General features: G+C 40.4%; 23 protein-coding genes. 8 read left to right on the top strand and 15 right to left on the bottom strand.

Annotated features, from left to right (window positions below; genetic code table 11):
* Window positions 1–99: 99 nt before the first annotated feature.
* Window positions 100–3,333, bottom strand: coding sequence for a S8 family serine peptidase (locus INP94_RS00385; protein ID WP_197543674.1), 3,234 nt, complete (start codon window positions 3,331–3,333; stop codon window positions 100–102).
* A gap of 204 nt (window positions 3,334–3,537) precedes the next feature.
* On the opposite strand from INP94_RS00385, the gene galE reads away from it, so the two are divergent.
* The 4 genes from galE to INP94_RS00365 all read left to right on the top strand — a co-directional run bounded on the left by galE (window position 3,538) and on the right by INP94_RS00365 (window position 8,774).
* Entirely contained in the window at window positions 3,538–4,554 is a 1,017-nt protein-coding gene (gene galE, locus INP94_RS00380; RefSeq protein WP_197543673.1) for a UDP-glucose 4-epimerase GalE, read from the top strand.
* An 80-nt stretch (window positions 4,555–4,634) separates the two neighbouring features.
* Window positions 4,635–5,909: an MFS transporter gene (locus INP94_RS00375; protein WP_197543672.1), complete on the top strand. Its 1,275-nt coding sequence runs from the start codon at window positions 4,635–4,637 to the stop codon at window positions 5,907–5,909.
* A 98-nt stretch (window positions 5,910–6,007) separates the two neighbouring features.
* Window positions 6,008–6,652, top strand: a complete 645-nt coding sequence (gene adk / locus INP94_RS00370; RefSeq protein WP_005695482.1) for an adenylate kinase — start codon at window positions 6,008–6,010, stop codon at window positions 6,650–6,652.
* Between the two features lie 97 nt (window positions 6,653–6,749).
* Window positions 6,750–8,774 (top strand): hypothetical protein, encoded by a 2,025-nt coding sequence (locus INP94_RS00365; RefSeq protein ID WP_197543671.1) that lies wholly within the window; start codon window positions 6,750–6,752, stop codon window positions 8,772–8,774.
* A gap of 71 nt (window positions 8,775–8,845) precedes the next feature.
* Here the strand turns inward: INP94_RS00365 and lipA are convergent, their stop codons facing one another.
* From lipA to INP94_RS00315, 10 genes are all read right to left on the bottom strand, one after another.
* Window positions 8,846–9,808, bottom strand: coding sequence for a lipoyl synthase (lipA, locus tag INP94_RS00360; RefSeq protein ID WP_005695484.1), 963 nt, complete (start codon window positions 9,806–9,808; stop codon window positions 8,846–8,848).
* A 62-nt stretch (window positions 9,809–9,870) separates the two neighbouring features.
* On the bottom strand, window positions 9,871–10,512 hold the full coding sequence (gene lipB / locus INP94_RS00355) for a lipoyl(octanoyl) transferase LipB (RefSeq protein ID WP_197543670.1): 642 nt from the start codon (window positions 10,510–10,512) through the stop codon (window positions 9,871–9,873).
* A gap of 1 nt (window position 10,513) precedes the next feature.
* Window positions 10,514–10,792: a DUF493 family protein YbeD gene (gene ybeD / locus INP94_RS00350; protein WP_197543669.1), complete on the bottom strand. Its 279-nt coding sequence runs from the start codon at window positions 10,790–10,792 to the stop codon at window positions 10,514–10,516.
* Between the two features lie 108 nt (window positions 10,793–10,900).
* The gene (locus tag INP94_RS00345; RefSeq protein WP_197543668.1) at window positions 10,901–12,088 is read right to left on the bottom strand and encodes a serine hydrolase; all 1,188 of its coding nucleotides are present in this window, start codon (window positions 12,086–12,088) and stop codon (window positions 10,901–10,903) included.
* 18 nt (window positions 12,089–12,106) lie between these two features.
* The gene (locus INP94_RS00340; RefSeq protein ID WP_197543667.1) at window positions 12,107–12,967 is read right to left on the bottom strand and encodes a septal ring lytic transglycosylase RlpA family protein; all 861 of its coding nucleotides are present in this window, start codon (window positions 12,965–12,967) and stop codon (window positions 12,107–12,109) included.
* Between the two features lie 53 nt (window positions 12,968–13,020).
* A complete protein-coding gene (gene rodA, locus INP94_RS00335; RefSeq protein WP_111327313.1) occupies window positions 13,021–14,136 on the bottom strand; it encodes a rod shape-determining protein RodA in 1,116 nt (371 codons plus the stop codon).
* Complete coding sequence (mrdA, locus tag INP94_RS00330) at window positions 14,136–16,112, bottom strand: penicillin-binding protein 2 (RefSeq protein WP_197543666.1); 1,977 nt, start codon at window positions 16,110–16,112, stop codon at window positions 14,136–14,138. Before mrdA ends, rodA begins: the two co-directional genes overlap by 1 nt.
* Window positions 16,113–16,127: 15 nt before the next feature.
* A complete protein-coding gene (rlmH, locus tag INP94_RS00325; RefSeq protein ID WP_049372831.1) occupies window positions 16,128–16,595 on the bottom strand; it encodes a 23S rRNA (pseudouridine(1915)-N(3))-methyltransferase RlmH in 468 nt (155 codons plus the stop codon).
* A gap of 39 nt (window positions 16,596–16,634) precedes the next feature.
* The gene (rsfS, locus tag INP94_RS00320) at window positions 16,635–16,943 is read right to left on the bottom strand and encodes a ribosome silencing factor (RefSeq protein ID WP_197543665.1); all 309 of its coding nucleotides are present in this window, start codon (window positions 16,941–16,943) and stop codon (window positions 16,635–16,637) included.
* Between the two features lie 152 nt (window positions 16,944–17,095).
* Complete coding sequence (locus INP94_RS00315) at window positions 17,096–18,748, bottom strand: putative transporter (RefSeq protein WP_197543664.1); 1,653 nt, start codon at window positions 18,746–18,748, stop codon at window positions 17,096–17,098.
* A gap of 165 nt (window positions 18,749–18,913) precedes the next feature.
* Here INP94_RS00315 and INP94_RS00310 point away from each other — a divergent pair, with 165 nt between their 5' ends.
* The 4 genes from INP94_RS00310 to mreD all read left to right on the top strand — a co-directional run bounded on the left by INP94_RS00310 (window position 18,914) and on the right by mreD (window position 23,570).
* The gene (locus tag INP94_RS00310; RefSeq protein ID WP_197543663.1) at window positions 18,914–20,704 is read left to right on the top strand and encodes an ABC transporter ATP-binding protein/permease; all 1,791 of its coding nucleotides are present in this window, start codon (window positions 18,914–18,916) and stop codon (window positions 20,702–20,704) included.
* 171 nt (window positions 20,705–20,875) lie between these two features.
* Window positions 20,876–21,931, top strand: a complete 1,056-nt coding sequence (locus INP94_RS00305; protein ID WP_014064069.1) for a rod shape-determining protein — start codon at window positions 20,876–20,878, stop codon at window positions 21,929–21,931.
* 86 nt (window positions 21,932–22,017) lie between these two features.
* Window positions 22,018–23,082, top strand: coding sequence for a rod shape-determining protein MreC (gene mreC, locus INP94_RS00300; protein WP_197543662.1), 1,065 nt, complete (start codon window positions 22,018–22,020; stop codon window positions 23,080–23,082).
* Window positions 23,082–23,570 (top strand): rod shape-determining protein MreD, encoded by a 489-nt coding sequence (gene mreD, locus INP94_RS00295; RefSeq protein WP_197543661.1) that lies wholly within the window; start codon window positions 23,082–23,084, stop codon window positions 23,568–23,570. Before mreC ends, mreD begins: the two co-directional genes overlap by 1 nt.
* Window positions 23,571–23,658: 88 nt before the next feature.
* Here mreD and rhlB read toward each other — a convergent pair whose 3' ends face one another.
* The 4 genes from rhlB to coaE form a co-directional block, all read right to left on the bottom strand.
* Window positions 23,659–24,870 (bottom strand): ATP-dependent RNA helicase RhlB, encoded by a 1,212-nt coding sequence (gene rhlB / locus INP94_RS00290; RefSeq protein ID WP_197543660.1) that lies wholly within the window; start codon window positions 24,868–24,870, stop codon window positions 23,659–23,661.
* 90 nt (window positions 24,871–24,960) lie between these two features.
* Window positions 24,961–25,242 carry a GNAT family N-acetyltransferase gene (locus INP94_RS00285; RefSeq protein ID WP_197543659.1) on the bottom strand — a complete coding sequence of 94 codons (282 nt, stop codon included), beginning with the start codon at window positions 25,240–25,242 and terminating at the stop codon, window positions 24,961–24,963.
* Window positions 25,239–25,445 (bottom strand): DNA gyrase inhibitor YacG, encoded by a 207-nt coding sequence (gene yacG / locus INP94_RS00280; RefSeq protein ID WP_005695505.1) that lies wholly within the window; start codon window positions 25,443–25,445, stop codon window positions 25,239–25,241. The genes INP94_RS00285 and yacG overlap by 4 nt, the downstream gene beginning before the upstream one ends.
* On the bottom strand, window positions 25,438–26,058 hold the full coding sequence (gene coaE, locus INP94_RS00275) for a dephospho-CoA kinase (RefSeq protein ID WP_197543658.1): 621 nt from the start codon (window positions 26,056–26,058) through the stop codon (window positions 25,438–25,440). The genes yacG and coaE overlap by 8 nt, the downstream gene beginning before the upstream one ends.
* Window positions 26,059–26,101 lie beyond the last annotated feature (43 nt).

Genomic DNA, 26,101 nt, shown 5'->3' with positions numbered 1-26,101 from the left:
TATGCAAGTTAAACCATCAAAGTATAAAGTGCGGTCAATTTTCAAAGAGTTTTAAAGCTTCTCAAAAACTGACCGCACTTTTTGTATTATTGAATATCGTTAAAATGAGAAACGTAGTTCTGCATTAACATTATTCGCTTTCGTATCGTGGTTGTAAGCACCTTGATAGCCGACTTTCACACTCAATACTGGTGTAAATTGAGCTTGTAATGCAACACCTGTCGTGACGACATTTTTCAATTCTTTACCATAAAGATTTGCTACACCTTGGTTATTGATAACCAAGCTGCCTTCAGCGGCTTTATCTTTATGGAAGCGATGATAAGCCACATCACCTAATAAGTTTAATTGAACACCACCAATTGCAAATGGAATGGATGGACGTAAACCTACAGAGGTGACGATTAAATCACGATTGTTGTCTTTTAACTGCACTTCGCCTTTTGTCATACCTTTGTTTTTGATGTGCATATAGCTTACGCCAGCATAAGGTTCAATTGCAAAATGTTCGCCTTTTAAGCCTGTGTAGGCAAGTTCAGCAAAGACATTTTGTGTTTGGCTATGGCTTTTCACCCCTTGTGCAAATTCAGCACGTTGTTCGTGTTTACCCCAGCTTTGAATAAAGCCGATTTTCGGTGTTAACACGTTGAAGCGATGTTCAGCTGTTAAGCTTAAATGCACGGCACGATCTTTCGAAGTGCGGTCAATTTTGTGGCTGTTTTGTGTTGAACCAACAAATACACCTAAATGTTTGTTTGTATCAATGGTCGCATCAATACCCACAAGTTGATTGTACGCATGACTGCTTAAATTATCCGTGCTGAAGTGGGTGAATGTGCCACTGGTCCAAATTTGTGTACCGGTATTAAGTTGTGCTCTTACTGCACCTGGTTGGGCAAGTTGCTGACGAAGCAATAAGCCATTTAACACATTGTGTTGTTGGGCAGCGAGATCTTCATCATAGCTTAAACGAGCAAAGGCTTGGCGAGCATTCTCTTCAGTTCCCAAAATAAGGTTTTGGTAAGCTGGGCTGTTTGTTGCTGCATCTAAGGTGTTTGCAATAGTCGCTTCATTTTCAGTGGTTGCTGCAGATGAAAGGGCTTTTTTCTGAACGGTCACTTTCAACGTATTCGCATTACTTTCATTTTTCACCGTAAGGAAATCATAAGTGCGAGGTGTTTCAACTACCGCATTTTCAGCTCCTACAAATGAGCCAGAACCTTGTACTGAAACCACTTTTTGTGGATCTTGTTGTAATTGAGGCAGAATTTCTTCGTCAAATTTATTTGGCACTAAAATAGAGCCATCTGCAAAAGTTGCATTGACGTTAGCAATACCATTATTCAGTAAGAAACGACCACCTTTTTCCACTGTTGCAGTGACTGTTTTCGCAGTACTGGTTAAGGTTTCAGTAACAAATCCATTCTCACTTGGTTTAGTGACTTCCGCTTTCGGTAACACTTCCAATGTTGCACCTTGTTTTACGATGACTTGTTGTGCCGAACCAAGGGATTGATTTAACCCTGAAAGCTGACCGTCATTCACGGTAATTGCTCCGGTGAAGCTGTTATTACCGGTGAGGGTTAAGGTGCCAGAACCATTTTTAGTTAATGCACCGACATAACCTTGTGCAGCACGTTCATTACGTGCGGCTTCACGCGCTAAACCGACTTGATATTCCGCTTTTTCTTCAGCTGTCGCGCCTGCACGATTTTGCATTAACGCTTGTAATTCTGCTTTGCGCGTTGTCCAAGTCGCGGCTTCAGCTTGATCTTCGACCTGACGTGCTTTGATCGCTTTATCGCTAATATCATTTGACCAAACATCATTTTGGTTGAGGTTGATTTTCACGTTTCCTAAGAATTGACCTGGACCAAACATGGCTTTGCCAAGATCTAAAATCCCCCAACCCCAAACGTTACTTGGTACACCTTGTTCAGTTTCCCAACGTTCTAACGGTTTACCTTCAAGCCCTTTACGAAGTGTGGTTTGTCTCGCAGTAGTGAGCATAACATCGCGCGCTTGATCGGTTGTCATATATGGATAGCGAGAAAAGATGACACCTAATGCACCACTTACATGTGGGGCAGCCATTGAAGTACCACCAGCTGATTTGTAAATAGGGTCACCATAAGTATTGTTGTCTTGTAATTGAATGTAGGAGGAATAGATGTTGGCGGATGGCGCTGCAATCGTCCACCATTTTGAATGGCCTGCGAGGTTAAATTCTTGAATATCTGCACCTGCTTTTTCATCACTCACATCGTCATTCGAATCATTAGGATAGCCTTCACCACCGACTTGCCCCGTGACGTTTACCCAGTATTTTTCTGCATCAGGTCTGAAATAAGGCAACATCGCACGCGTAAAGGACTCAGCCATCATACTGCGGTTACCCGCTGTAAAGACTTGAATTACTTGTTTATTTTTTGCCACTTCATAAGCCGCATCAACAAAGTTTTTTTCACCGCTCGTGACAAATTGATAATAAGCTTTTTCAGCCTCACCTAAGTTACTTAAATAAATATGTGCCGCAGGACTGGAAATTGGCTCAGGTGCTTTTGGCACATCATAATATTGCACGCCATATTCAGGCACATTACGCCAATCATATTTTGGTTTATAGCCTAAGGCACCGGCAAAGGATGAATTGACACGACGGTTTGAACCCCAACTGTTATTAATTACTTTGGCACCGGCATCCGCTAGGGCAGAGTAGCCTTGTAAGAAGAAATCATAGTCTTGGTTTGGACCATAGGTCATGTTGTCGTTACCACCAGTATTGGCAGAATAGAGGTTAGCACCGAAAGCCACACCGTGCATTTCATTGCCATCACGGCTTGCCGCCATTGTCCCTCCAACATGCGTACCGTGTGCATCATTGGTATATTTATGCCATGCCCCGTCAATATTGAAGGCTTCACCTTTAGTGAAGATGCCATTATCTGTTTTATCGAAATTGCGTTTACCGTTTTTTACTGGTTCATTTTTATTAATTGGACCATTTCCCACCGATGCATCGGGATAACGCATGCCATCTTTACTATAAGTCCCTTCTGTTTTTACAACGTGGATTCGACCGTCTTGAAATTCAGGGTGGTTTAATAGTACGCCAGAATCCATCACGCCGATTTTTACGCCTGAACCATTAAAGCCAAGGGCATAAGCCGTGGAGGCATTCATTGAGGTTAAGCCCCAGTCTTTGAGGTATTCAGCGCTTTCCCAACTTTTGGTATTACCGGCTTGGCCTTGTTCAGAATAAGCGGCTGCATTCGCAGCATACCAACCAACAAGTAGTGCGAGTGCGGTTTTTTGAAGTGTTTGAGGTTTCATATTGTCTTCCTTTATCTTTTTGATTTTAGGAGACTATTATTCGCCTCATCGCGAAGCGCTTCAATGACTCAAATCAAAATTCCAGAGAAAAATGTTTATTCTGTGACAACGATCACACCAAAGTGCGGTCAAAAGAGGGGATAAATTTATGTATCGTAGAAATCAATGTTATAATTCACGAACAAAATGATTAAGGAGCAACCCATGGCGATTTTAGTAACAGGTGGAGCCGGCTATATCGGTTCACACACCGTAGTGGAATTATTAAATGCAAATAAAGACGTGGTGGTATTGGATAATTTATGCAATTCCTCCCCAAAATCTTTAGAACGCGTCAAAGAAATCACGGGCAAAGACGTGAAATTTTATGAAGGCGATATTTTAGATCGTGCTTTATTACAAAAAATCTTTGCTGAAAACAGCATTCAATCGGTAATCCATTTTGCGGGTTTAAAAGCCGTGGGTGAAAGTGTTCAAAAACCTGCTGAATACTATATGAATAATGTTGCAGGCACGATTGTTCTCATTCAAGAAATGAAAAAAGCAGGTGTGTGGAACTTTGTATTTAGTTCATCTGCAACGGTTTATGGCGATCCGGAAATTATTCCAATTACAGAAGATTGCAAAGTGGGCGGCACAACCAACCCTTACGGTACCTCTAAATACATGGTGGAACAAATTCTGACCGATGTAGCGAAAGCTGAACCGCAATTTAGCATGACGATTTTACGTTATTTCAATCCAGTAGGCGCTCACGCAAGCGGCTTGATTGGTGAAGATCCAAATGGTATTCCAAATAACCTATTACCTTACATCAGCCAAGTTGCGATCGGTAAATTACCGCAACTTTCGGTATTTGGTAGCGATTATGATACTCATGATGGCACAGGTGTACGTGATTATATTCACGTGGTGGATTTAGCGATTGGTCACTTAAAAGCATTAAATCGCCATGAAAATGACGCAGGGTTACACATTTATAACTTAGGTACAGGTACCGGTTATTCTGTGCTTGATATGGTGAAAGCGTTTGAACAAGCAAACAATATCAAAATTCCATATCGTCTTGTTGCACGTCGTCCGGGTGATATTGCAACCTGCTATTCCGATCCAAGTCTCGCCGCGAAAGAGTTAAATTGGACAGCAGAACGTGGTCTTGAGCAAATGATGAAAGACACTTGGAATTGGCAAAAAAATAATCCGAAAGGATATCGAGATTAATCTCACTCTTGTTGGGCGGAGCATCATTCCGCCCTTAATATTTTAATCAGATAAAACACGCTCAAAAATAACCGCACTTTATGTCAGAACAATCCCTTTCTAGTCAAATATTTACCCGCAAAATGCTGATCTGTGTTTTCACTGGATTTAGTTCGGGCTTACCACTTTTCGTGTTATTGCAAATGTTGCCAGTGTGGCTGACAGATAAGAAACTTTCCGTTGAATTAATCGGTGCCTTGACAGGGGTGATGGTGCCATATGGTTTGAAGTTTTTATGGGCGCCGTTATTAGATCGCTATTTCCCACATTTTTTAGGGCGTCGTCGTAGTTGGTTATTGATTTCTCAAGTGATTTTGCTGATTTCCCTTTATGCGATTAGTCAGTTTGATCCTGTGGCACAGTTGGGAACAGTGGCTAAACTTGCGACATTTATTGCCTTTGTATCTGCGACACAAGATATTGTGCTTGATGCTTATCGCCGTGAAATTTTGACCGATAATGAATTAGGATTGGGAAACACCATCCATATCAATGCTTATCGTGTTGCAGGTTTAATTCCTGGGGGGCTCTCGCTTTATTTAGCGACGATTCATCCATGGGAAACCGTCTTTTTACGGACCGCACTTTGTATGCTAGCGGGCATATTTATGACGCTCTTTTTGGCGAAAGAACCAAACATTGCGCAAGTCGATCGCGATCAACCTTTCTATATGGTGTTTTGGATACCGTTAAAAGAATTTTTCCAACGCAAAGGTGTCGCGCAAGCCATCGGTTTTTTACTCTTTTTGTTCTTGTATAAATTTGGTGATTCATTTGCCACTACGTTACAAACGAAATTCGTCTATGACATGGGCTTTGAAAAAGAACATATTGCGTTGGTGGTAAAAAGCACTTCACTTTGGGCGAGTATCTCTGCCGGTCTCGTGGGTGGCGTGATTATGTTACGCCTAGGCATTAACCGTGCATTATGGGTATTTGGTTTTATCCAATTAATCACTATTGGTGGATTTATTTGGTTAGCGGCATTTGGGCATTTTGACCAAATCGGTGCTGCTGAACTTTGGAAATTAGGTTTCGTGATTGCGGGGGAATATATCGGTGTCGGTCTCGGCACCGCTGCCTTTGTCGCCTTTATGGCTCGCGAAACGAATCCACTTTATACAGCCACTCAGTTAGCCTTATTTACCAGCCTTTCTGCTTTACCGAGTAAAGGGCTTGGTATGTTATCGGGTTACTTGGTCAAAGCAGTAGGTTACTATCATTTTTTCTGGATTTGTTTATTCCTCGCTATCCCAGGAATGATTTGTTTATTCTGGGTGGCACCATGGAATGAAAAAGGAAATGAAAAAGCTTAAAATAAAATAAAGTGCGGTCAAAATTAACAGCAAAATCATTTGACCAAACAAGGCTTTAACGGTATTTTAAACAGGTCTATTATTTATTGGAGATTCGTATGAAAATTATTCTTTTAGGTGCTCCTGGTGCAGGAAAAGGCACACAAGCACAATTTATTATGAACAAGTTTGGTATCCCACAAATTTCAACAGGGGATATGTTCCGTGCTGCGATTAAAGCGGGGACAGAATTAGGTAAACAAGCAAAAGCATTAATGGATGAAGGGAAATTAGTGCCAGATGAATTAACCGTTGCATTAGTAAAAGATCGTATTTCTCAACCAGATTGTGCAAATGGTTTCTTATTAGATGGTTTCCCACGTACGATTCCACAAGCGGATGCATTAAAAGATTCTGGCGTAAAAATTGATTACGTTTTAGAGTTTGATGTACCGGATGAAGTGATCGTTGAACGTATGAGTGGTCGTCGCGTACACCAGGCATCTGGCCGTTCTTATCACATCGTTTACAACCCACCAAAAGTGGAAGGTAAGGATGATGTAACGGGTGAAGATTTAATTATCCGTGCGGATGATAAACCAGAAACGGTGTTAGATCGTTTAGCGGTTTACCACAAACAAACTAGCCCATTAATTGATTATTACCAAGCTGAAGCGAAAGCAGGTAATACGCAATATTTCCGTTTAGATGGTACTCAAAAAGTGGAAGCTGTAAGCCAAGAGTTAGATAAAATCTTAGGCTAAAATAGACTGGAAACTGACCGCACTTTGAAGAGAAAAGTGCGGTTAATTTTTCAAAAGGATTTTGAGACCGTAAATTGAGAACGTATTTGGGGACATTATGAGCAAGAAAAGAACAATAGCATTGACGATTTCGGCTATCGCAGTGGCACTTGGGATCGGCGCACAATTTTACACCAATCATAAAATCGATCAGGTGTTAAAAAATTTCCCTTATTCTTTGGATAACCAAGCAACATTAAATGTGACGCAAACCGCGAAAAACTTTTTTATTCGCGAGTTAATCTTTAGTGTAAAAGACAGCGATGCGAAAAGCACAAATGTGATTTCAACTAAGCTCACCGCTCTGCCTTTCTTCATTACAGCGGAGTCTCAGTTATCTGATCAATTAGTTCGTCAATTAAATAAAACATTAAATATCACGATTGATAAAAACACGATTAATAGTAAATTTTCGCCGGTAGGGGATTATTTACAGTCTGATATTTTGACGGAATTCCGTGATTTTGCGAATAAGTCCCAAAACCTTTCTATTGGTCTTCATTTCTTAAAAAATAAAGAAGTTGAGCTAAAAACAACTCTAAGTGGTTTTAATTACGATAAAGACACTAAACTGGAACAAATTGAAGGTGAAGCTCGCCTCGTGCCAGTCGGTGAAAATCAATACGACCTATCAAGTATTGACTTAACCGCGAAAAATGCTGAAGTCGCATTGTTAAATGGTGAAAATACCCATGTTTATATGAAAAATGCGACTTACCATTTTGACGTGAAATCAGGTGAGGCAGATAAGCGTGATCTGAGTACGAAATTCAGTAGTGATATTTTACGCATTGCGAATAAAACCCGCACGACAGAGGAAGGTCAAGCAACTGCGGGTGGTTTGAATTTATTCATTAAACAAAATGGCGTGCCAAGTGCGGTCAATTTTCATCATGAATTTAAAAAACTAAGTGATGGCTCACTAGACATTAAAGACGGCGTCAATTTGTTAACAAAAATTTTTACACAAAACGATCGTTTTGAGGGTTCGTTATCCGTGCTTTCCGTCAATGTGCCTAAAAATAATCAACCTTACTTTAACTTACAAAATGCCGGTCTTGAACTTAAGTTGGCGAATACGGATTTAACCAAGGCTAATGTGGATTTTAAACTGAATGTTGATAGTGTGAAGCAAACCCCTGCCGATGAAGCGCGTAAATGGGAAGCCAAAGGCGGTAAAGTTAATATTCAGTTAGATGATTACAACGTGGCAAATGAATTGGCATTTGTACCGTTTTTATTAGATGCTTTTGCTGAGAAAGAGGCACCGTTAAAAGACAATAAAGACTTTTTGAATGCCAAAGATAAATGGGTGAAAGAATTTAGTGGTAAAACCAATATTGAGGCAGCCTTAAAATCATTTAATATGGCCGATTTAGTGCTTGATGACGTATCAGCCAGTGATAAGACGGAAACACTAGACAATGATCAATATAATGAACATATCACATTGTCAGCGAATAAAGCCAGTTACCCAAGTGCAGGCTTCCAATTTGAAAAATTAGCGATTGATGCACCATTTAAAATTAATCATAGCAAAGCGCATTTATCAGCAAGATTTTGCTCAGCACCATTTTATGGGGCATTATGCAGCACGCATTTAACGTCAGCCACATTTGATAAATATATCAAAAATTCTTGGAAAGAGCTTGATTTAATCGTTGATAATGCAACGTTGAATTTCAATCTAAATACTTATCCGGAGACCAATGCTTATCCAGTTAAATTGGAAGTAAGTGGTATTGTGCCCCAAGTGCCTGAAGATGATTCATCAGACATGATTCCAGATAATATTGAAGGCACATTCAATCTAACATTAAGTAAAATGTTGTTTGATGATCAAAATGAAAAAGCCTTAGCCATTAAGGAAAATTCATACTTTTGGCAATATTTAAGTAGCTTTGTGAAGTATGATGGAAAACTTCACCGAGAATTTGTGGAAGAAGGTGATAATTACGTTTCTAGAGTGGAAAAAACGGAAAATGGCTACTTAATTAATGGTCGTACGCTTGAAGATCTTCGTCAGGAAAGCATGATGGAAACTGACGAGGGGGAGGAAGAAAAGCCGGCAGTGACTGACTAGCTGTAAAAGATAATATAAAAAATGACCGCACTTGCGATTCAAAGTGCGGTCATTTTTTTAGCTGTTTTTGATTACTTCACTAATCCACCACTTGCTTGTAAATCAGCATGGTAGGAAGAGCGAACAAATGGGCCACAGGCCGCGTGTTCAAAGCCCATTGCATTAGCTTTATCACGGAACTCATCAAATTCGGCTGGCGGCACATAGCGCGCAACCGGTAAGTGATGGCGACTTGGTTGGAGATATTGACCCAGTGTAAGCATGGTTACGCCGTTTGCACGTAAGTCTTCCATCACTTGAAGAATTTCCTCATTGGTTTCACCCAATCCAACCATTAAACCTGATTTAGTTGGGATGTTTGGGAACATTTCTTTGAAATCATGGAGCAATTTTAAAGACCACTGATAATCAGCGCCCGGACGAATTTCTTTATATAAACGTGGCACATTTTCCAAGTTGTGGTTGAACACATCCGGTGGATTGTCTTTTAATTTTTCTAAGGCTTGGGTAATACGTCCACGGAAATCAGGAACCAAAATCTCAATTTTAATGCCAGGGTTTAATGCACGCACTTCTTTTACACATTCAGCAAAATGACCTGCACCACGATCAGGCAAATCATCACGGTCTACAGAGGTAATCACCACATATTTCAACTTCATATCTTGGATAGTTTCAGCTAATTTACGTGGTTCATCCGGATCGGGTGGTAATGGTTTACCATGTGCAACATCACAGAAAGGGCAACGACGAGTACAAATCGCCCCTAAAATCATAAAGGTTGCCGTACCGTGGTTAAAGCACTCGTGTAAATTTGGACAAGACGCTTCTTCGCAGACAGAATGTAGGCCATGACGACGCATCCCGTTTTTGATAGTCTCGATCTTTAATGAGCTAGATGGCAATTTGATTTTCATCCATTCAGGCTTTTTCAATAACTCTTGATTAGGATCGATGTTTTTAACAGGGATAATTGATGTTTTGGCTGCATCACGGTATTTCACACCGCGTTCCATTTTAAAAGGCGTTGACATTGTTCTTTCCTAAAGAAAAATGCCTGATTCAGGCATTTTTAAATGTGTTATAAAAGTGAATGTTATAAATTTGTAACATTATAGCCTAAAAGTTCGGCAAAGTGTTTAATTAATTTGGGGGAAACCTTGTCAAGTGTTGCCTCTTCTTTACCAATAAAGTCAGCAAGCTGACACATTTCAAGCCCTGCATAGCCACAAGGATTAATGTAATGGAAAGGATTGAGATCCATATTGATATTAAACGCAAGCCCATGGAAAGAGCAGCCTTTGCGAATGCGTAAACCTAATGAACAGATTTTTTTGCCATCAATATACACACCAGGTGCATCAGGTTTGGGATAACCTTCAATGCCGTAGTCTGCAAGGGTTTTCACAACAGATTGTTCAAGTGCGGTCACTAATTGGCGAACATTTAAATGTTCATGGCGCTTGATATCAATGAGCACATACATGACCTGCTGACCAGGACCATGATAGGTAATTTGACCACCACGATCCGATTGAACAACAGGAATATCACTGTGTTGTAATAAGTGTTCTGGTTTGCCAGCTTGGCCTTGTGTGAAAACAGGATGATGCTCAACTAGCCAAATTTCATCGGTGGTTTTTGCATTTCGATTATCCGTGAATTCCTGCATTTTATGCCAGATTTCCTGATAATCTTGTAATCCTAATTGACGGACAATTAAATCAGTATTGCTCATCTTAGAGAACCATTTTAACGCCTTCAACTTTTGCAAGTTCTTTGTAAAGAGTTTCTACTTGCTCAAAGTTTTGCGCCACAATATCAATTGAAACTGAATTATAAGTGCCTTTACTACTGCGTTTTTCCTTTGGAATATAATCACCCGGTAAATATTTTTGTATCACCGCGATGATGTCTTGTGCTAACCCCTCGCGGTTAACACCTGCGACTTTAAATGTTATTGCTGCGGGGAATTCCATTACTTCTTTTAGTTTTTCATAATCGTTTTCGGTTGCCATGTTGTTTCCTTAATTTAAGAATAAGGTGCGTGAATCAGCTAAATTCACACACCTTACGAATTTATTGATGTGATATAAATGGGGAAGTACGGTTAATTTTCAAGGTGTTTAGTCAAATAATCCTTTAACTGTTAATACTAACCAGTCCCAACCTTTACCTAAGAAGCCGCCTTCTTGTACATCTTCTAATGCTTGAAGATTCAGGGTGGCGACATCTTTACCATCTAATTGATAAACAATTTTACCCACCACTTGACCTTTTGCTAAAGGTGCTTGTAAGTATTTGTTATCTAATTCATAACGTGCTTTTAAGTCAGCTTGTTTACCTTTTGGCACGGTAATAAAACCATCTTGCAATACACCGACTTTTACCTCACCTTTATCACCGTAGTAAACCGATTGTTTTGAAATTTCTTCATTGGCTTTGTAGGTTTTTAAGGTTTCAAAGTTAGCAAACCCCCATTGTAAGAGTTTTTTACTTTCGACTTCACGGCCTTTATAAGTTGGTACACCCATGACAACAGAAATCAAACGCATATTGTTTGGACTTGTGGCTGATGCGACAAGGTTATAACCAGCTTGGCTTGTGTGACCGGTTTTCATACCATCAACATTAATGGTTTTATCCCATAATAAGCCATTACGGTTAGGTTGTTTGATTTTGTTGAAAGTAAAATCTTTTTCTGCGTAGATTTTATATTCTTCCGGTAAATCACGAATAATATGTGCACCAATAATCGCCATATCACGTGCAGTTGAATATTGGTTTGGATCGTCTAAACCATGTGGTGTGGTGAAGTTAGTATTTTTTAAGCCAAATTGTTGAACGTATTTATTCATGGTATCAACGAAGTTAGCCACGGTACCCGAAATATGTTCAGCTACAGCAACACAGGCATCATTACCAGAAACAATGATAATCCCTTTGTTTAAATCACCCACAGACACTTGTTGATTTAAATTTAAGAACATTTTTGATGAATCAGGGAAATTTCTACCCCAAGCGCTTTCGCTAATCGTCACCATATCTTCATTATGGATTTTACCTTGTTTTAATGCTGCACCAACCACGTAGCTAGTCATCATTTTTGTTAATGAAGCAGGGTATTGGCGTTGGTCTGGGTTAAGTGATGCAAGTACCGCACCAGAATTGTAATCCATTAAAACATAAGTTTGCGCATTCACTTCCGGTACTGCGATACCGTATTGAATATCTTCAGCCGTAGCAAATGTTGAGGCTGCCATTAATCCCGAGAATAGTACAATTTTTTTCAATTTTGCAGATTGTTTTAACATAGCATTTCCTTTAATAGCTTATTGGTTTTTATAAGTATAAACGATTACGGGTTGCCCATTGATCGTTTTTTGTAGTTTTGTTTTTAATTGATTCATATCCGCTTGATCCGCAATTGGTCCAAAATGGATTTCGTAGTTTCGCCCATTTTGGTTAATTTCGGTTTTTATGTCGTTTAACGCGAGCTTTGTAATGATGCTTTCTGCTTGATTTTTTGACGACAGCGCGAGTAGTTTTAGCTTGAAGACAGTTTTTGCATCGTTTGTGCTGTCTAAGTTTTGATTTTTTTTTTCGTTATTTTTATTGATCACTAAACGATCACTGGCTTCTTGCGTTTTAGCATGCTTGGCGAGTGTTTTTGCTCCCGCACCTGAAATTTGACCTTTGTGATCCACATGTAAAGCTTCAATTCTTACTTGTCCTGTACCACGAGCAATAAGGCCTAATTCTTTTGCTGCAGAATGGGATAAGTCAATGATACGTTTCTCACTGAATGGACCGCGATCATTAATTCGCACAATCACTTTGCGATTATTATGCAAGTTTGTGACAACTGCATAAGAGTTTAAAGGCAACGTTTTATGGGCTGCAGTGAAAAGAGCCGAATTATAGCGTTCACCATTAGCTGTTTTACGACCATTAAATTTATGGTGGTAATAACTTGCTGTCCCTTCTTTTGAATAGGACTTTGCCTCATCACCTTGTGTGGTGTATGTTCTACCATTCACTTCATAGCTTTGTGGCGCTTGAACGGTCGTAGTAATCGACAGCGAATCCCCTTGAATACCATACATTTTTTGTGTATCTGCAAAAGCAGAGAAACTTGAGCTGCTTATCAAGGTGAAAAGTGCGGTCGTTTTTAAGATGTTTTTTAATGTCATACTTATTACTTTCAAGATTATCGGTGCTCTTCATAAGAAAGCCAAAAGGAAAATTAGTTCCCTTTCATAAAGCGAGGTTTGTGAGTATGAATAGACATCACTAAACCAAAGCTCGCCATAATGGCCACATATGAAGTACCGCCGTAGCTAAAGAGTGGTAAAGGCACTCCTACGACAGGCAAAATGCCGCTCACCATACCAATATTCACGAAGACATAAACGAAGAATATCAGTGTGGTTGCACCAGCAAGAATACGCCCGAAAGAGGTTTCTGCATTTACCGCAATCATTAAGCCACGGATAATAATAAACAAATAAATTGCCATCAGAATAAGAAAACCGACCATTCCATGTTCTTCACTCATCACGGCAAAAATAAAATCAGTGTGTGGTTCAGGCAAAAATTCTAATTGGGATTGTGTCCCTTGCATCCATCCCTTGCCAGATATACCGCCTGAACCGATGGCAATTTTGGATTGCAAAATATGGTAACCTGCACCAAGAGGATCTTTCTCTGGGTCAAGTAAGGTTAATACACGCATGCGTTGGTAGTCATGCATTAAATACATCCACATGATAGGAATAAATGCCGCTAATCCTACTACTGCAGCAAGAATAAGCCACCAACTCATCCCTGCTAAGAATACCACGAATAAGCCTGATGCACTAACCAGAATTGATGTGCCTAAGTCTGGTTGAATAGCCACAAGTAAAGTTGGCACAATAATCATGGCGATAGCAATAAAGGTTTCGCTCATTTTCGGTGGTAATGGACGGTTACCTAAATATACCGCTACCATTAATGGTACCGCGAGTTTGACAATTTCAGAAGGCTGAAAGCGAATAAACCCAAGATCTAACCAACGTTGAGCCCCTTTACTGGTTGTTCCGATAGCATCAACCAAAATCAGCATGATAAACCCCACCAAGTATAAGTAAGGGGCGAGTCGCTGATAAAATTTAGGGGGGAGTTGCGCCATAATCATCATGACAGCAAAACCTAATATGACCTGAATAATACGATTTTGGAACATCACTTCACTGGCGCCGGATGCACTATAAAGCACAAGCATGCCATAGGCTGTAATAGCAGCTAATCCAATAAATAATAAAAAATCAATATGTAAGCGTTGCCATAATCGCAGGCATAAAGGCACTTTTTCTTCCATTATTCATTCTCACTTGGTTGAGATTCTAGTGCGGGCGCATCTAAATCAGTTTGGTCCGTCTTTTTCTCTTTTTCAGTATTTTCTTGACGTTCAATTTGTGGCAAGCGTTTATTCAAGTAGAAATCCATAATTTGACGTGCAATTGGTGCTGCATTACTTGAACCACCTCCCGCGTTTTCTAAAATAATCGTCACAACTAATTTCGGATCTTCATAAGGCGCATAAGCCGTAAACCAAGCATGGTCATGTAATTCTTTTTTCAATCCCGCTGCATTATATTTTTGGTTTTCTTTTAAGCTGAATACCTGTGCGGTACCGGATTTCCCTGCTACATGGTAATTCGTGCCGATAAAGGCTTTTCGTCCAGACCCTGCACCTGAATTCACCACATTGAACATGCCGCGCTTAGCCGCATCCCAATAAGCTTGTTTCGGATCGGTAATATCTTCATATAAAAGCGGGTCTTGATACGGCTCAATGGTGGCACCTTCAACGGATTTCATTAAATGTGGCGTATGAATTTTACCGTTATTGACCACAATAGAGGTCGCTTTTGCCACTTGTAATGGTGTCGCTGTCCAATAACCTTGGCCAATCCCCACTGAGATTGTATCGCCTTGTACCCAAGGTTTTTTGTAACGTTTTTGTTTCCATTCTTTACTCGGCATATTAGCCATAGCTTCTTCTTGAATTTCAATCCCTGTTGGCATACCAAATCCAAAACGTTTCATCCACATGGAAAAACGATCAATACCTAAATTAAAGGCGGTTTGATAGAAGAAGGTATCCGATGATTCAGTAATGGCTTTGTTTAAATCCGTATAACCATGCCCTGTTTTTTTCCAATCTCGGAAACGTTTTGTTGAGTTTGGTAATGTCCAGTAACCAGGGTCAAAAATTGTGGTGTTAGGTGTAATCACCCCTTCAGTTAATGCCGCAACTGCAACGAATGGTTTTACGGTAGAGGCCGGTGGATAGACCCCTTGTGTCGCACGACTGTAAAGTGGTCGAGTAGGGTCTTCTAGTAAACGCTTGTAATCGCTAGAAGAAATGCCATCGACGAATAAATTATTGTCATAGCTTGGTGTGGAAACCATCGCCAATACGCTGTTATCTTTCGGATCAAGCACAACAACAGCGCCTTTTTGACCTGAAAGAAGCGACATAATAAAGCGCTGAAGGGTAAAATCGATGGTCAGATGAATACTTTTACCCGCGGTGGCAGGTTGCTCACGTAATTTTCGAATAACTTTACCACGATTATTAATTTCAACCTCTTCAAACCCAGTTGTTCCATGGAGTTGTTCTTCGTAATAACGCTCGATACCCAATTTTCCCATATCCGTAGAACCGGAATAGTTAGCAAATTTTTCTTCTTTTTTTAGACGCTCAACATCTCGGTCATTAATACGTCCAACATAACCCAAAATATGGGTCATGGTTTCACCATACAGGTAGTTTCGTTTGAAATAAGGACGAACATCAAGGCTTGGATATTTATACTGGTTTACTGCAAAACGGGCAATTTGTTCTTCCGTTAAACTTGGTTTGAGTAAAATCGGCGTATAACGTGTACCGCGACGACGTTCTTTTTTGAAATGCTCAATGTCTTCATCAGTGAGTCCCACAACATAGCGCAATTCTTCAAAAGTGCGGTCTAAATTTTCTGTTTTTTCTGGCACGATATATAAACCGAAAAAAGTGAGGTTTTCTGCCAGTAACTCGCCGTAACGGTCGTAAATTAATCCGCGAGTAGGAGGAAGCGGAAGTAATTTAATACGGTTACCATTTGAGCGAGTTTGGTACATGTCGTAATTCACCACTTGGAGATGGTAAATATTAGCAAATAGCACACCGCTTAGGGCTAAAATACCGATGAATGCTACCAATGTTCGACGTGCAAACAAGTTCCGTTCCGCTTTTTTATCGCGGATCGGTTCATTGGTTGGTGCAGAAAAGAATTTTTTTAAATTCATCGGTAATGTAATACGTTATTCTCTGTGATAAGGGTGGTTTGTCGTCAGTGACCACGCGCGGTATAAACTTTCTGCCACGACAACTCGCACTAATGGATGGGGCAGTGTGAGTGGTGACAGGGACCAACTTTGTTCTGCTGCAGCTTTACATTCAGGGGATAAGCCTTCTGGCCCGCCAATAAGCAGGCACACATCACGACCATCATTTTTCCAACTCTCTAATTGCTCAGCAAGTTGTGGCGTTGTCCAAGGTTTGCCTGGGATATCTAATGTTACCACTTTACCTTTTCCGCAAGCGGCAAGCATCGCTTTACCTTCTTGCTCTAAGATGCGTTTAATATCCGCATTTTTTCCACGCTTACCTGCAGGAATTTCAATGAGTTCAAAAGGCATGTCTTTAGGGAAACGACGTTGGTATTCTTCAAATCCAGTTGTCACCCAAGCCGGCATTTTTGTGCCTACAGCGATTAATGTGATTTTCATCCTTTTCCCTTTTAAAACACAGTCAAAATTGACCGCACTTTATGCCCAAAGTTTTTCTAACTGATACATTTCACGTGCATCACGTTGCATAATATGTACGATGGTTTGACCGAGATCCACCACGATCCAATCAGCTGTATTACGACCTTCTTCACCAAAGGTTTCATAACCGGCTTTTTTACATTCTGAAATAAGGTTATCGGCCATAGCTGCGACTTGGCGGCTAGATGTGCCGGTACAAATAATCATATTTTCAGTAATCGATGATTTACCTTTTACATCAAAATGCACAATTTCGGTGCCTTTTAAATCATCGAGTTTATCAATTACAAATTCAATTAATGACATTTCTTTTCCTATCTAAATGAAGCGATGAATTCTATCATTGAATGAGGGAAAGGGGTAGGCTTGGGGCTGATTTTATTTGAATTGTTTTATGGTTGTAACGGTGCTTAGCATAAATATTGGGGCAGTTATACTGCCCCAAGTTTGAAAGGGAATTAAACCCATAAAAGAATCGCTAACAATTGCGGTGAAATGATCCGTAAGAACATGGTGAGCGGATAGACTGTCGCATAGGAGAGTGCTGCGGCACCGCTTCCTTCTTTCAGTTCATTGGCGAAAGCAAGCGCAGGAGGATCCGTCATTGACCCCGCTAATAGACCACAGAGTGAAAGATAATTTAATTTTACATATAAACGTGCAATGAGACCTACAATCATTAATGGTACAAGAGTGATAAAAATACCGTAGCCCATCCATTCAAGACCAGAACCATTGGTGAGTGTGTCAACAAAGCTACCGCCAGATTTTAAACCGACTACAGCAAGGAAGAGCACAATACCAATTTCGCGCAATGCCAAGTTCGCACTCGGCGGCATAAACCAATAGAGTTTTCCTATAGAGCCAATTCGAGCCAAGATCAACGCTACGACTAATGGTCCGCCTGCTAGCCCTAATTTTAATGCTACTGGGAAACCAGGAATGTAGAAAGGAATGGAGCCGAGTAATACCCCTAAGCCAATCCCAATAAACACTGGTAACATTTGTACTTGTAGCAGTTTTTGTTTCGCATTCCCGATCACTGAAATGGCTTGGTTGAGAATGTCAGTTTTTCCAACCATGTGTAATACGTCACCAAATTGAAGGGTAGTATGGCCAGTTGGCACCAATTCCACACCTGCACGGTTTAAACGCGAAATGACTACACCATATTTTTGATGAATACCAAGATGACGAATTTGTTTTCCGAGTACTTTTTCATTGGTGACGACCACGCGCTCAGAACGAATTTCGCCACTCAAGCTGGCTACCGGGATATCAACTTCTTCCCCAATGATAAGATGCATTTTTTTCAAGCCTTCAGGATTGCCGACCAAATGTAAAATATCCCCAAGTTGAACATCAGTATCCGCTTTCGGCACAATAACAAGCTCACCCCGTTTCAAGCGAGAGCAGACGACATCTTCATCATCAAAACCTGGAATTTCAATCAAATGGATACCATTGAGATTAGTATTGGTGACTTTCAGAGACATGCTTTTGAGTGCTTCTTTGTCATGACCACTTTCTTTTTCAAAATTTGCTGCTTCTTTATCCACTTTAATTTTAAAGAAAAGACGAATAAGCCACATAGAAAGTAAAATGCCACAAATTCCAAAAGGATAAGCCATTGCATAGGCCATCCCCATGTTAGACGTCGTCTGCGACATGCCTAATTCAGAAAGAATTTGCTGACCCGCACCGAGAGATGGGGTATTGGTGACTGCACCGGAGTAAATACCAAGCGCGACATCAAGAGGAATATCCGCCAGCTTATAAATGAGAATTGTCACCACTGCACCAAGTGCAACGATTAAAATGCCCAACCCATTTAAGGTTAAGCCTGATTGTCGTAAGGAAGCAAAAAAGCCCGGCCCCACTTGAATACCAATCGTATAAACAAACAGAATTAAGCCGAACTCTTGCACGAAATGTAATGTATGGCTATCTAATTTAATGCCATATTGGGTGGTAAAATGGGCAACTAAAATCCCACCAAATAGCACGCCCCCAATACCCAGACCTACACCTTTAATTTTAAAATGCCCGATCCATAGGCCAATCACGGCAACGAGGGCAAGCAAACTAATGGTAATCGCAGTTTCACTCATACCGACCTCTAATTTATTAAAAATTTAACTATTTTGGATTATATCAACTTGATTTCTTACCCGCTTGTGACAAAGTCAAAAAATGTTATCTCCATCACATTTTTTCTTGCTTAAAAATAAACACCGCCTAAAATGACCGCACTTTTTTGATTTTATAGGTTGATTATGGATTACGCTCAAGAAGCTATTAATTCGCTTTTATGGATAGCAAAAACATTAGCGATGACGGCTGTGGTGTTTAGCTTTGGTATTTTCTTATTAGTCCGTTTTACCCATTGGGGGAAACAATTTTGGCAATTCGCGGGTGGGTATCTTTCACCGCGCCGAAGTATTAAACCTTTGCTATTTTTCTTATTAATTGTGGCGATGACATTAGTCAGTGTGCGTATTAGCCTGGTACATTCTGAGTGGTATAACAATATGTACACATCCTTGCAGGAATTTAATGAACCTGTGTTTTGGGATCAAATGGTACTGTTTTGTGTGATTGCGACAAGCTCAGTGATTGCTGCGTTGCTGAGCTATTATTTAGAGCAACGTTTTTCTATTGATTGGATCGAATGGTTGAATGGTCAGCTAGTGGATAAATGGATGAATAATCGCGCGTACTATAAAACGCAGTATGTTTCCGCTAACTTAGATAACCCCGATCAACGTATTCAACAAGATGTGCAATCCTATGTGCGAACTACGCTCTCTTTAAGTACTGGGGTGATTGATGCCGTCACCTCCATGATTTCTTATACGATCTTATTGTGGGGATTAGCGGGACCAATGATGGTATTTGGTACTGAAATTCCACGCATGATGGTGTTCTTGGTATTTGCTTATGTGATTATCACTACAGCAATTGCATTCCGTTTAGGACGTCCGTTAATTATGTTGAATTTCGTCAACGAACGCTTAAACGCTAACTATCGTTATTCTTTAATTCGTATCAAAGAATATGCGGAAAGTGTGGCATTTTATGCGGGTGAGAAAGTCGAAAGTAGCCAACTTTATAAACAATTCGGTGCGGTGATCAATAACATGTGGGATATTGTTTATCGAACCTTAAAATTCTCTGGTTTTAACCTAGTGGTCAGCCAAGTTTCCGTTGTGTTCCCTTTGTTAATTCAAGTGGGGCGTTATTTCGAGAAGCAAATTAAACTCGGCGATCTTATGCAAACGCTACAAGTATTTGGTAAGTTGCATTCAAATCTTTCGTTCTTCCGTAATTCTTACGATGGTTTTGCCGGATATAAAGCCACATTAGATCGTTTAACAGGCTTTAGTTATGCGATTGATATGGCAAATCGTCAATCTACCTCCCATTTACACGAACATGAAACTGACGTGATCTTTAAGAATTTAACCATCAGTAATCCATTTGGAAAAACCTTAATTGAGAATTTAAATTTGACGTTGCCACAAGGTTCAACTCTATTAATTCAAGGTAATTCAGGCGTGGGTAAAACTACGTTGTTGAGAACAGTGGCAGGGCTTTGGGCTTATTCTGAAGGGGATGTGTATTGTCCTACCCATCAGCTTTTCTTATCGCAAAAACCTTATTTACCGCAAGGTAGTTTGTTAACGGCACTGGCTTATCCGAATGAAGAAAAGGCCTTTAATCGTGATGAGATGATTGAGGTATTAAAACAAGTGTCTTTAGGGCATTTACAAGATCGTTTAGATCAAGAACAAGATTGGACTCGTATTCTTTCGCTAGGTGAGCAACAGCGTTTGGCTTTTGCTCGTTTGCTGTTACACAAACCGAAAGTCGCCTTTCTGGACGAAGCCACGGCGAGTATGGATGAAGGCTTAGAAGATACGATGTATCGTCTGTTAAAAGAATGCTTACCTCATACAACGGTTATTAGTGTGGGGCATCGTTCAACCTTACAAGCTTTCCATCAGCAACAATTGATGATTTTAGGTAATGGTGAGTGGCAATTCACTGACCGAAATCAGGTATAAAATGACACTAAAATTGCCCGCACTTACCTTGTTAGAAAAAATCGCGAGGTAAGTGTAGAGGATCAAGGCAAAAAATCCTGTTATCAAGCTCGATTTTTTGGTACATTTAGCACAATTTTTTTCTATGCTCAGAAATGAGTAATTTTTCACCAAACTAATGACGGAATTCTTATGTTATTCAAAAAAATTCGTGGTTTATTTTCAAACGATCTTTCTATCGATCTAGGTACAGCAAATACATTAATTTACGTGAAAGGCCAAGGTATCGTACTTGATGAGCCATCAGTAGTGGCAATTCGTCAAGATCGTATGGGCGCATACAAAAGCATTGCGGCAGTAGGTAAAGAAGCAAAACAAATGCTTGGTCGTACACCAAAAAGCATTGTAGCTATTCGTCCGATGAAAGATGGTGTAATCGCAGATTTCTCTGTAACTGAGAAAATGTTGCAATATTTTATTAAACAAGTACATAGCGGTAACTTCATGCGTCCTAGCCCGCGTGTACTCGTTTGTGTGCCGGCTGGTGCAACTCAAGTTGAACGTCGTGCAATCAAAGAATCAGCATTAGGTGCAGGTGCGCGTGAGGTCTATTTAATTGAAGAGCCAATGGCTGCAGCAATCGGTGCAAACTTGCCGGTTTCTACAGCGATCGGTTCAATGGTCATTGATATCGGTGGTGGTACCACTGAAGTCGCAGTGATTTCTTTAAACGGTATCGTGTATTCATCTTCGGTACGTATTGGTGGTGACCGTTTTGATGAAGCAATCATTTCTTATGTTCGTCGTACTTTTGGTTCTGTGATTGGTGAACCAACTGCAGAGCGTATCAAGCACGAAATTGGTTCAGCTTACATTCAAGAAGGCGATGAAATTTTAGAAATGGAAGTGCACGGTCATAACCTTGCTGAAGGTGCGCCTCGCTCATTCAAATTAACCTCTCGTGATGTACAAGAAGCTCTTCAACAACCATTAAATGGTATTGTTGCAGCAGTACGCACAGCACTTGAAGAATGCCAACCAGAACACGCCGCAGATATTTTTGAACGCGGTATGGTGTTAACGGGTGGTGGTGCCTTATTACGCAACATTGATGTGTTGTTATCAAAAGAATGTGGTGTACCGGCAATCATCGCAGAAGAACCATTAACTTGTGTGGCTCGTGGCGGCGGTGAAGCAATCGAAATGATCGATATGCACGGCGGCGATATTTTTAGCGACGAAATTTAATCTCTAAAAGTGCGGTCAGAAAAATCGGCGTTTTTAATTCGTCTGATTTTTTGACCGCACTTTTCCTTTCAACCCTAGGACAGTGAATGAAACCCATTTTTGGTAAAGCACCACCATTAGGTATCCGACTCGCATTAGCGGTGATTGCTTCGATGACACTCATTTTAGTTGATGGACAAACTTCATCAATGACGAAGGCGCGTAGTGTGATGGAAACTGCCGTTGGCGGATTGTATTACCTTGCGAATGGGCCAAGAACAGTTCTAGATGGTGTATCAAGTAACTTGGTTGATACCAATAAACTACTTATTGAAAATAAAGTATTGCGTGAGCAATTGCGTGAGAAAAATGCTGATCTTTTATTATTGGATCAACTCAAAGTAGAAAACCAACGTCTTCGTTTACTGCTTAATTCGCCTTTACGGACCGATGAATACAAAAAAATTGCCGAAGTACTTACTGCTGAAACTGATGTTTATCGTCAGCAAGTGGTGATTAATCAAGGGGAACGTGATGGCGCTTATGTTGGTCAGCCCGTGATTGATGAAAAAGGAATGATTGGGCAGATTATATCTGTAGGTGAAAATACGAGTCGCGTATTGCTTTTAACGGATGTAACCCATTCTATCCCAGTGCAAGTTTTACGTAATGATGTACGCGTGATTGCGAGTGGTACGGGGCATTCTGATGAACTTACTTTAGATAATGTGCCTCGTTCCGTGGATATTGAAAAAGGCGATTTATTGGTGACTTCTGGTTTAGGCGGTCGCTTTGTAGAAGGCTATCCAGTGGCAGTCGTGCAAAGTGTGTCTCGCGATGGTTCTAATTATTTTGCAACAGTGAAAGCGAAACCTTTAGCTGAATTAGATCGTTTACGTTATTTACTTTTACTCTGGCCGAGCAATCTTGATATGTCGAAAGTGAAATCCATGTCACCGGAAGAAGTACGTCGTCTTGTTCAGCAACGTTTGGAAAGTCAGGCTCATGAAGCGAAAAATTCTGTGAGCAAAACTAAAATAACGGATGATCAAGGGGATAGCTCTCAACCGCATACAGGAAAAGAAATCGTGGATCCTGAAATACCGACCACAATGCCTCAACAAGAGGAACCGGTTTCTCCAGAGCAGCAAGAACATAGGGATGAAGATTAATGCAAGGGCGTTTTATTTTTCAATGGGCAACCATTTTATTCTTCTTTGTTGTGGCATTAGTGATGGAGTTAGCGCCATGGCCAGCAGGTTTCCAAGCTTTTAAACCTTCTTGGTTAGTTTTAGTTTTACTCTACTGGAGCCTTGCATTACCGGATAGAGTAAGTATTGGTTGGGCATTTTTACTCGGGGTTTTATGGGATATTGTGCTTGGCTCTATTCTAGGCGTGCATGCATTGGTGCTTTCTGTTGCCTTCTATTTTGTTTCCAAATATTACTTAATGTTGCGCAACCTTTCCCTTTGGTTCCAAAGTTTATTAGTGCTTCTTTTTGTTTTTGCCATTCGAGTGGCAATTTTCTTGGTTGAATTCTCGTTACACGGAGCATTCTTTAACTGGCAGGAAATCTTTGGTGCCATTGCATCAGGCATGTTATGGCCGTGGGTATTCTTATTGATGCGCACAGCACGTCGACGAGTCGGATTGCATTAATCATAAAAAAGCTGATGAAGATATTCATCAGCTTTTCTTTTTAGTTTTTACGACGGTAGTTTGTTTTTCTTGTCGTAGTATTTCTCGTTTAAGGCGTAGGGTTGCGTTTTAAACGATAAGGTTTTGGAATATCAGTAATCAATGAATTCGGGTCATATTGGCTGACCGGAATAGAATGCCCAATGTATTCTTCAATTGCCGGTAAATTCATCGCATATTCTTCACAAGCAAAGCTGATAGATACACCACTTTCACCCGCTCGACCAGTACGGCCAATACGGTGAACGTAATCTTCTCGATCATCAGGTAAATCAAAGTTAAAGACGTGTGTCACATCTGAAATATGTAACCCACGTGCGGCAACATCGGTTGCGACGAGAATATCGAGTTCCCCATCAGTAAATTGTTTGAGCAATGAAAGACGTTTTTTCTGTGCTACATCACCCGTGAGTAATCCTACTCGATGACCATCTGCGGCTAAATAGCCCCAAATTTCTTCACATTTATGTTTAGTATTCGCAAAAACAATGCAACGCTCTGGCCATTCCTCTTCCATTAACGTGAGTAAGAGGGGGATTTTGTCTTCATTTGAGGGATAGAATAGTTCCTCTTTAATTCGATGCCCCGTTTTTTGTTCTGGTTCAATTTCAATGTATTCTGGGGAATTCATATCTTCAAAGGCAAGTTCTCGTACTTTGTAAGAGAGCGTTGCAGAAAAGAGCATGGTGAGGCGTTCTTGCGGAGAAGGACATTTACGTAATAAATAACGAATATCACGAATGAAACCTAAATCAAACATACGATCCGCTTCGTCCAATACTACGACTTGGATATCATCTAAACGGATAATCCCTTGTTTCACGTAGTCAATTACACGACCAGTGGTACCAATTAAAATATCCACACCAGCTTCAATCGCTTTAAGTTGTTTATCATAGCCATCACCACCATAAGCAAGTGCGGTTCGTAATCCACTTGTTTTCGCTAATAACTCAGCATCATGATTAATTTGCACGGCCAGTTCACGGGTTGGTGCAAGAATTAATGCACGGGGTTGATTGGTGGCAAAATTAGGTTGATGTGTTAATAAGTGATGAAATGTTGCCGTTAAAAATGCCATCGTTTTACCTGTGCCGGTTTGCGCTTGGCCTGCAACATCTTTTCCTTGTAATGTGATAGGTAATGATAAAGCTTGAATCGGGGTACAATATTCAAATCCCTTGTCTTGTAGGGCTTTTTGTACGATAGGATGTAATGGAAGATCAGCAAATCGCTGCTGACTTAAATAATTTTCTTGCATAATAAATAACAGGTTCTCAGAAGTAAATGGGGCTAAGGATAGCACGAAGTCGGAAAAATATCCTTAAAAATGACACGCTTATTAATAGGTTTAAGCTTTGGATTGTGCAGATTGGGTTCGTTCCCATTTTCTTGCAATATAGCTACAAGTTGGGTGCAATGTCAGCTTTTTAGCCTGGATAAAATGAATTAAGGCTTGATAGAGTTTGTCTGCCACACCTTGCCCACGAAGAGAATCATCAACAAACGTGTGATTAGCATTTATGGTATCTGGTGTTTCATAAAAATAGGTGAGTTTCGCGATTTTCTTGCCTTGCTCATCGAGTAAGAAAAACTCTCCCTGTTTACCATTATCTTGATGCTGAAGACTCATTTGATACTCCATTCATCACTGAGATTGGGATCCATGGCAAAATCAGCAGTATCACTTGGAATGGCTTTTTCTTCTGCAGCCCATTCGCCTAAATCAATGAGTTGGCAACGTTTGCTGCAAAAAGGGCGAAATTGACTTTCCTGTGTCCAAGGCACGGGCTTTTGGCATGTCGGGCAAGGGACTTCAAAAATTTCATCAGACATTTTTCTTTCTCGATTCACTTAAATAAAATTGGTGCAATTCTAGCACTTTTTGTTTTAAGTGCGGTAAGTTTTCTGGCAATTTTGCATCATTTGAAATGATATCATCCGCCCATTTTAATCTTTCTTCTCGGCTGACTTGTGCATTCATAATAGCTTGAATTTGCTGAATATTATTATGATCTCTCGATGATACACGAGCTATCTGAGTCTCAGGTTTAACATCGATAACAAGCACGCGATCGCAAAGTGTGGTGAGCTTGTTTTCAATAAGCAGTGGAACGACAAACAAGGTATAAGGCGCGGTCTGAGCATTTAACTGCGCTAACATTCTTTCGCGAATAGTAGGATGTAATAAATGATTGAGCCAGTTTTTTTCATTTTCGTCTGCAAATACTTTTTTTCGTAGCTCAGCTCGATTTAATTCGCCCTCTTCAGTCAGAATCGATTCTCCAAAGTGCTCAGCAATTTGAGCAAGCAGCGGTGAGCCTTTTTCAACCACTTCTCTAGCCACTATATCCGCATCAACAATGGGTACACCAAGTTCAACAAAGAGATTTGCAATCGTGCTTTTTCCACTACCGATGCCGCCAGTGAGTCCTACAATATAAGTCATGATATTCCTTGCTACTTGATTTAAGAGGAGGATGTTTTACATC

Source organism: Haemophilus parainfluenzae, assembly GCF_014931395.1.
In the GTDB taxonomy this organism is placed as follows: domain Bacteria; phylum Pseudomonadota; class Gammaproteobacteria; order Enterobacterales; family Pasteurellaceae; genus Haemophilus_D.
This window is presented reverse-complemented; position numbering and strand designations above follow the sequence as displayed.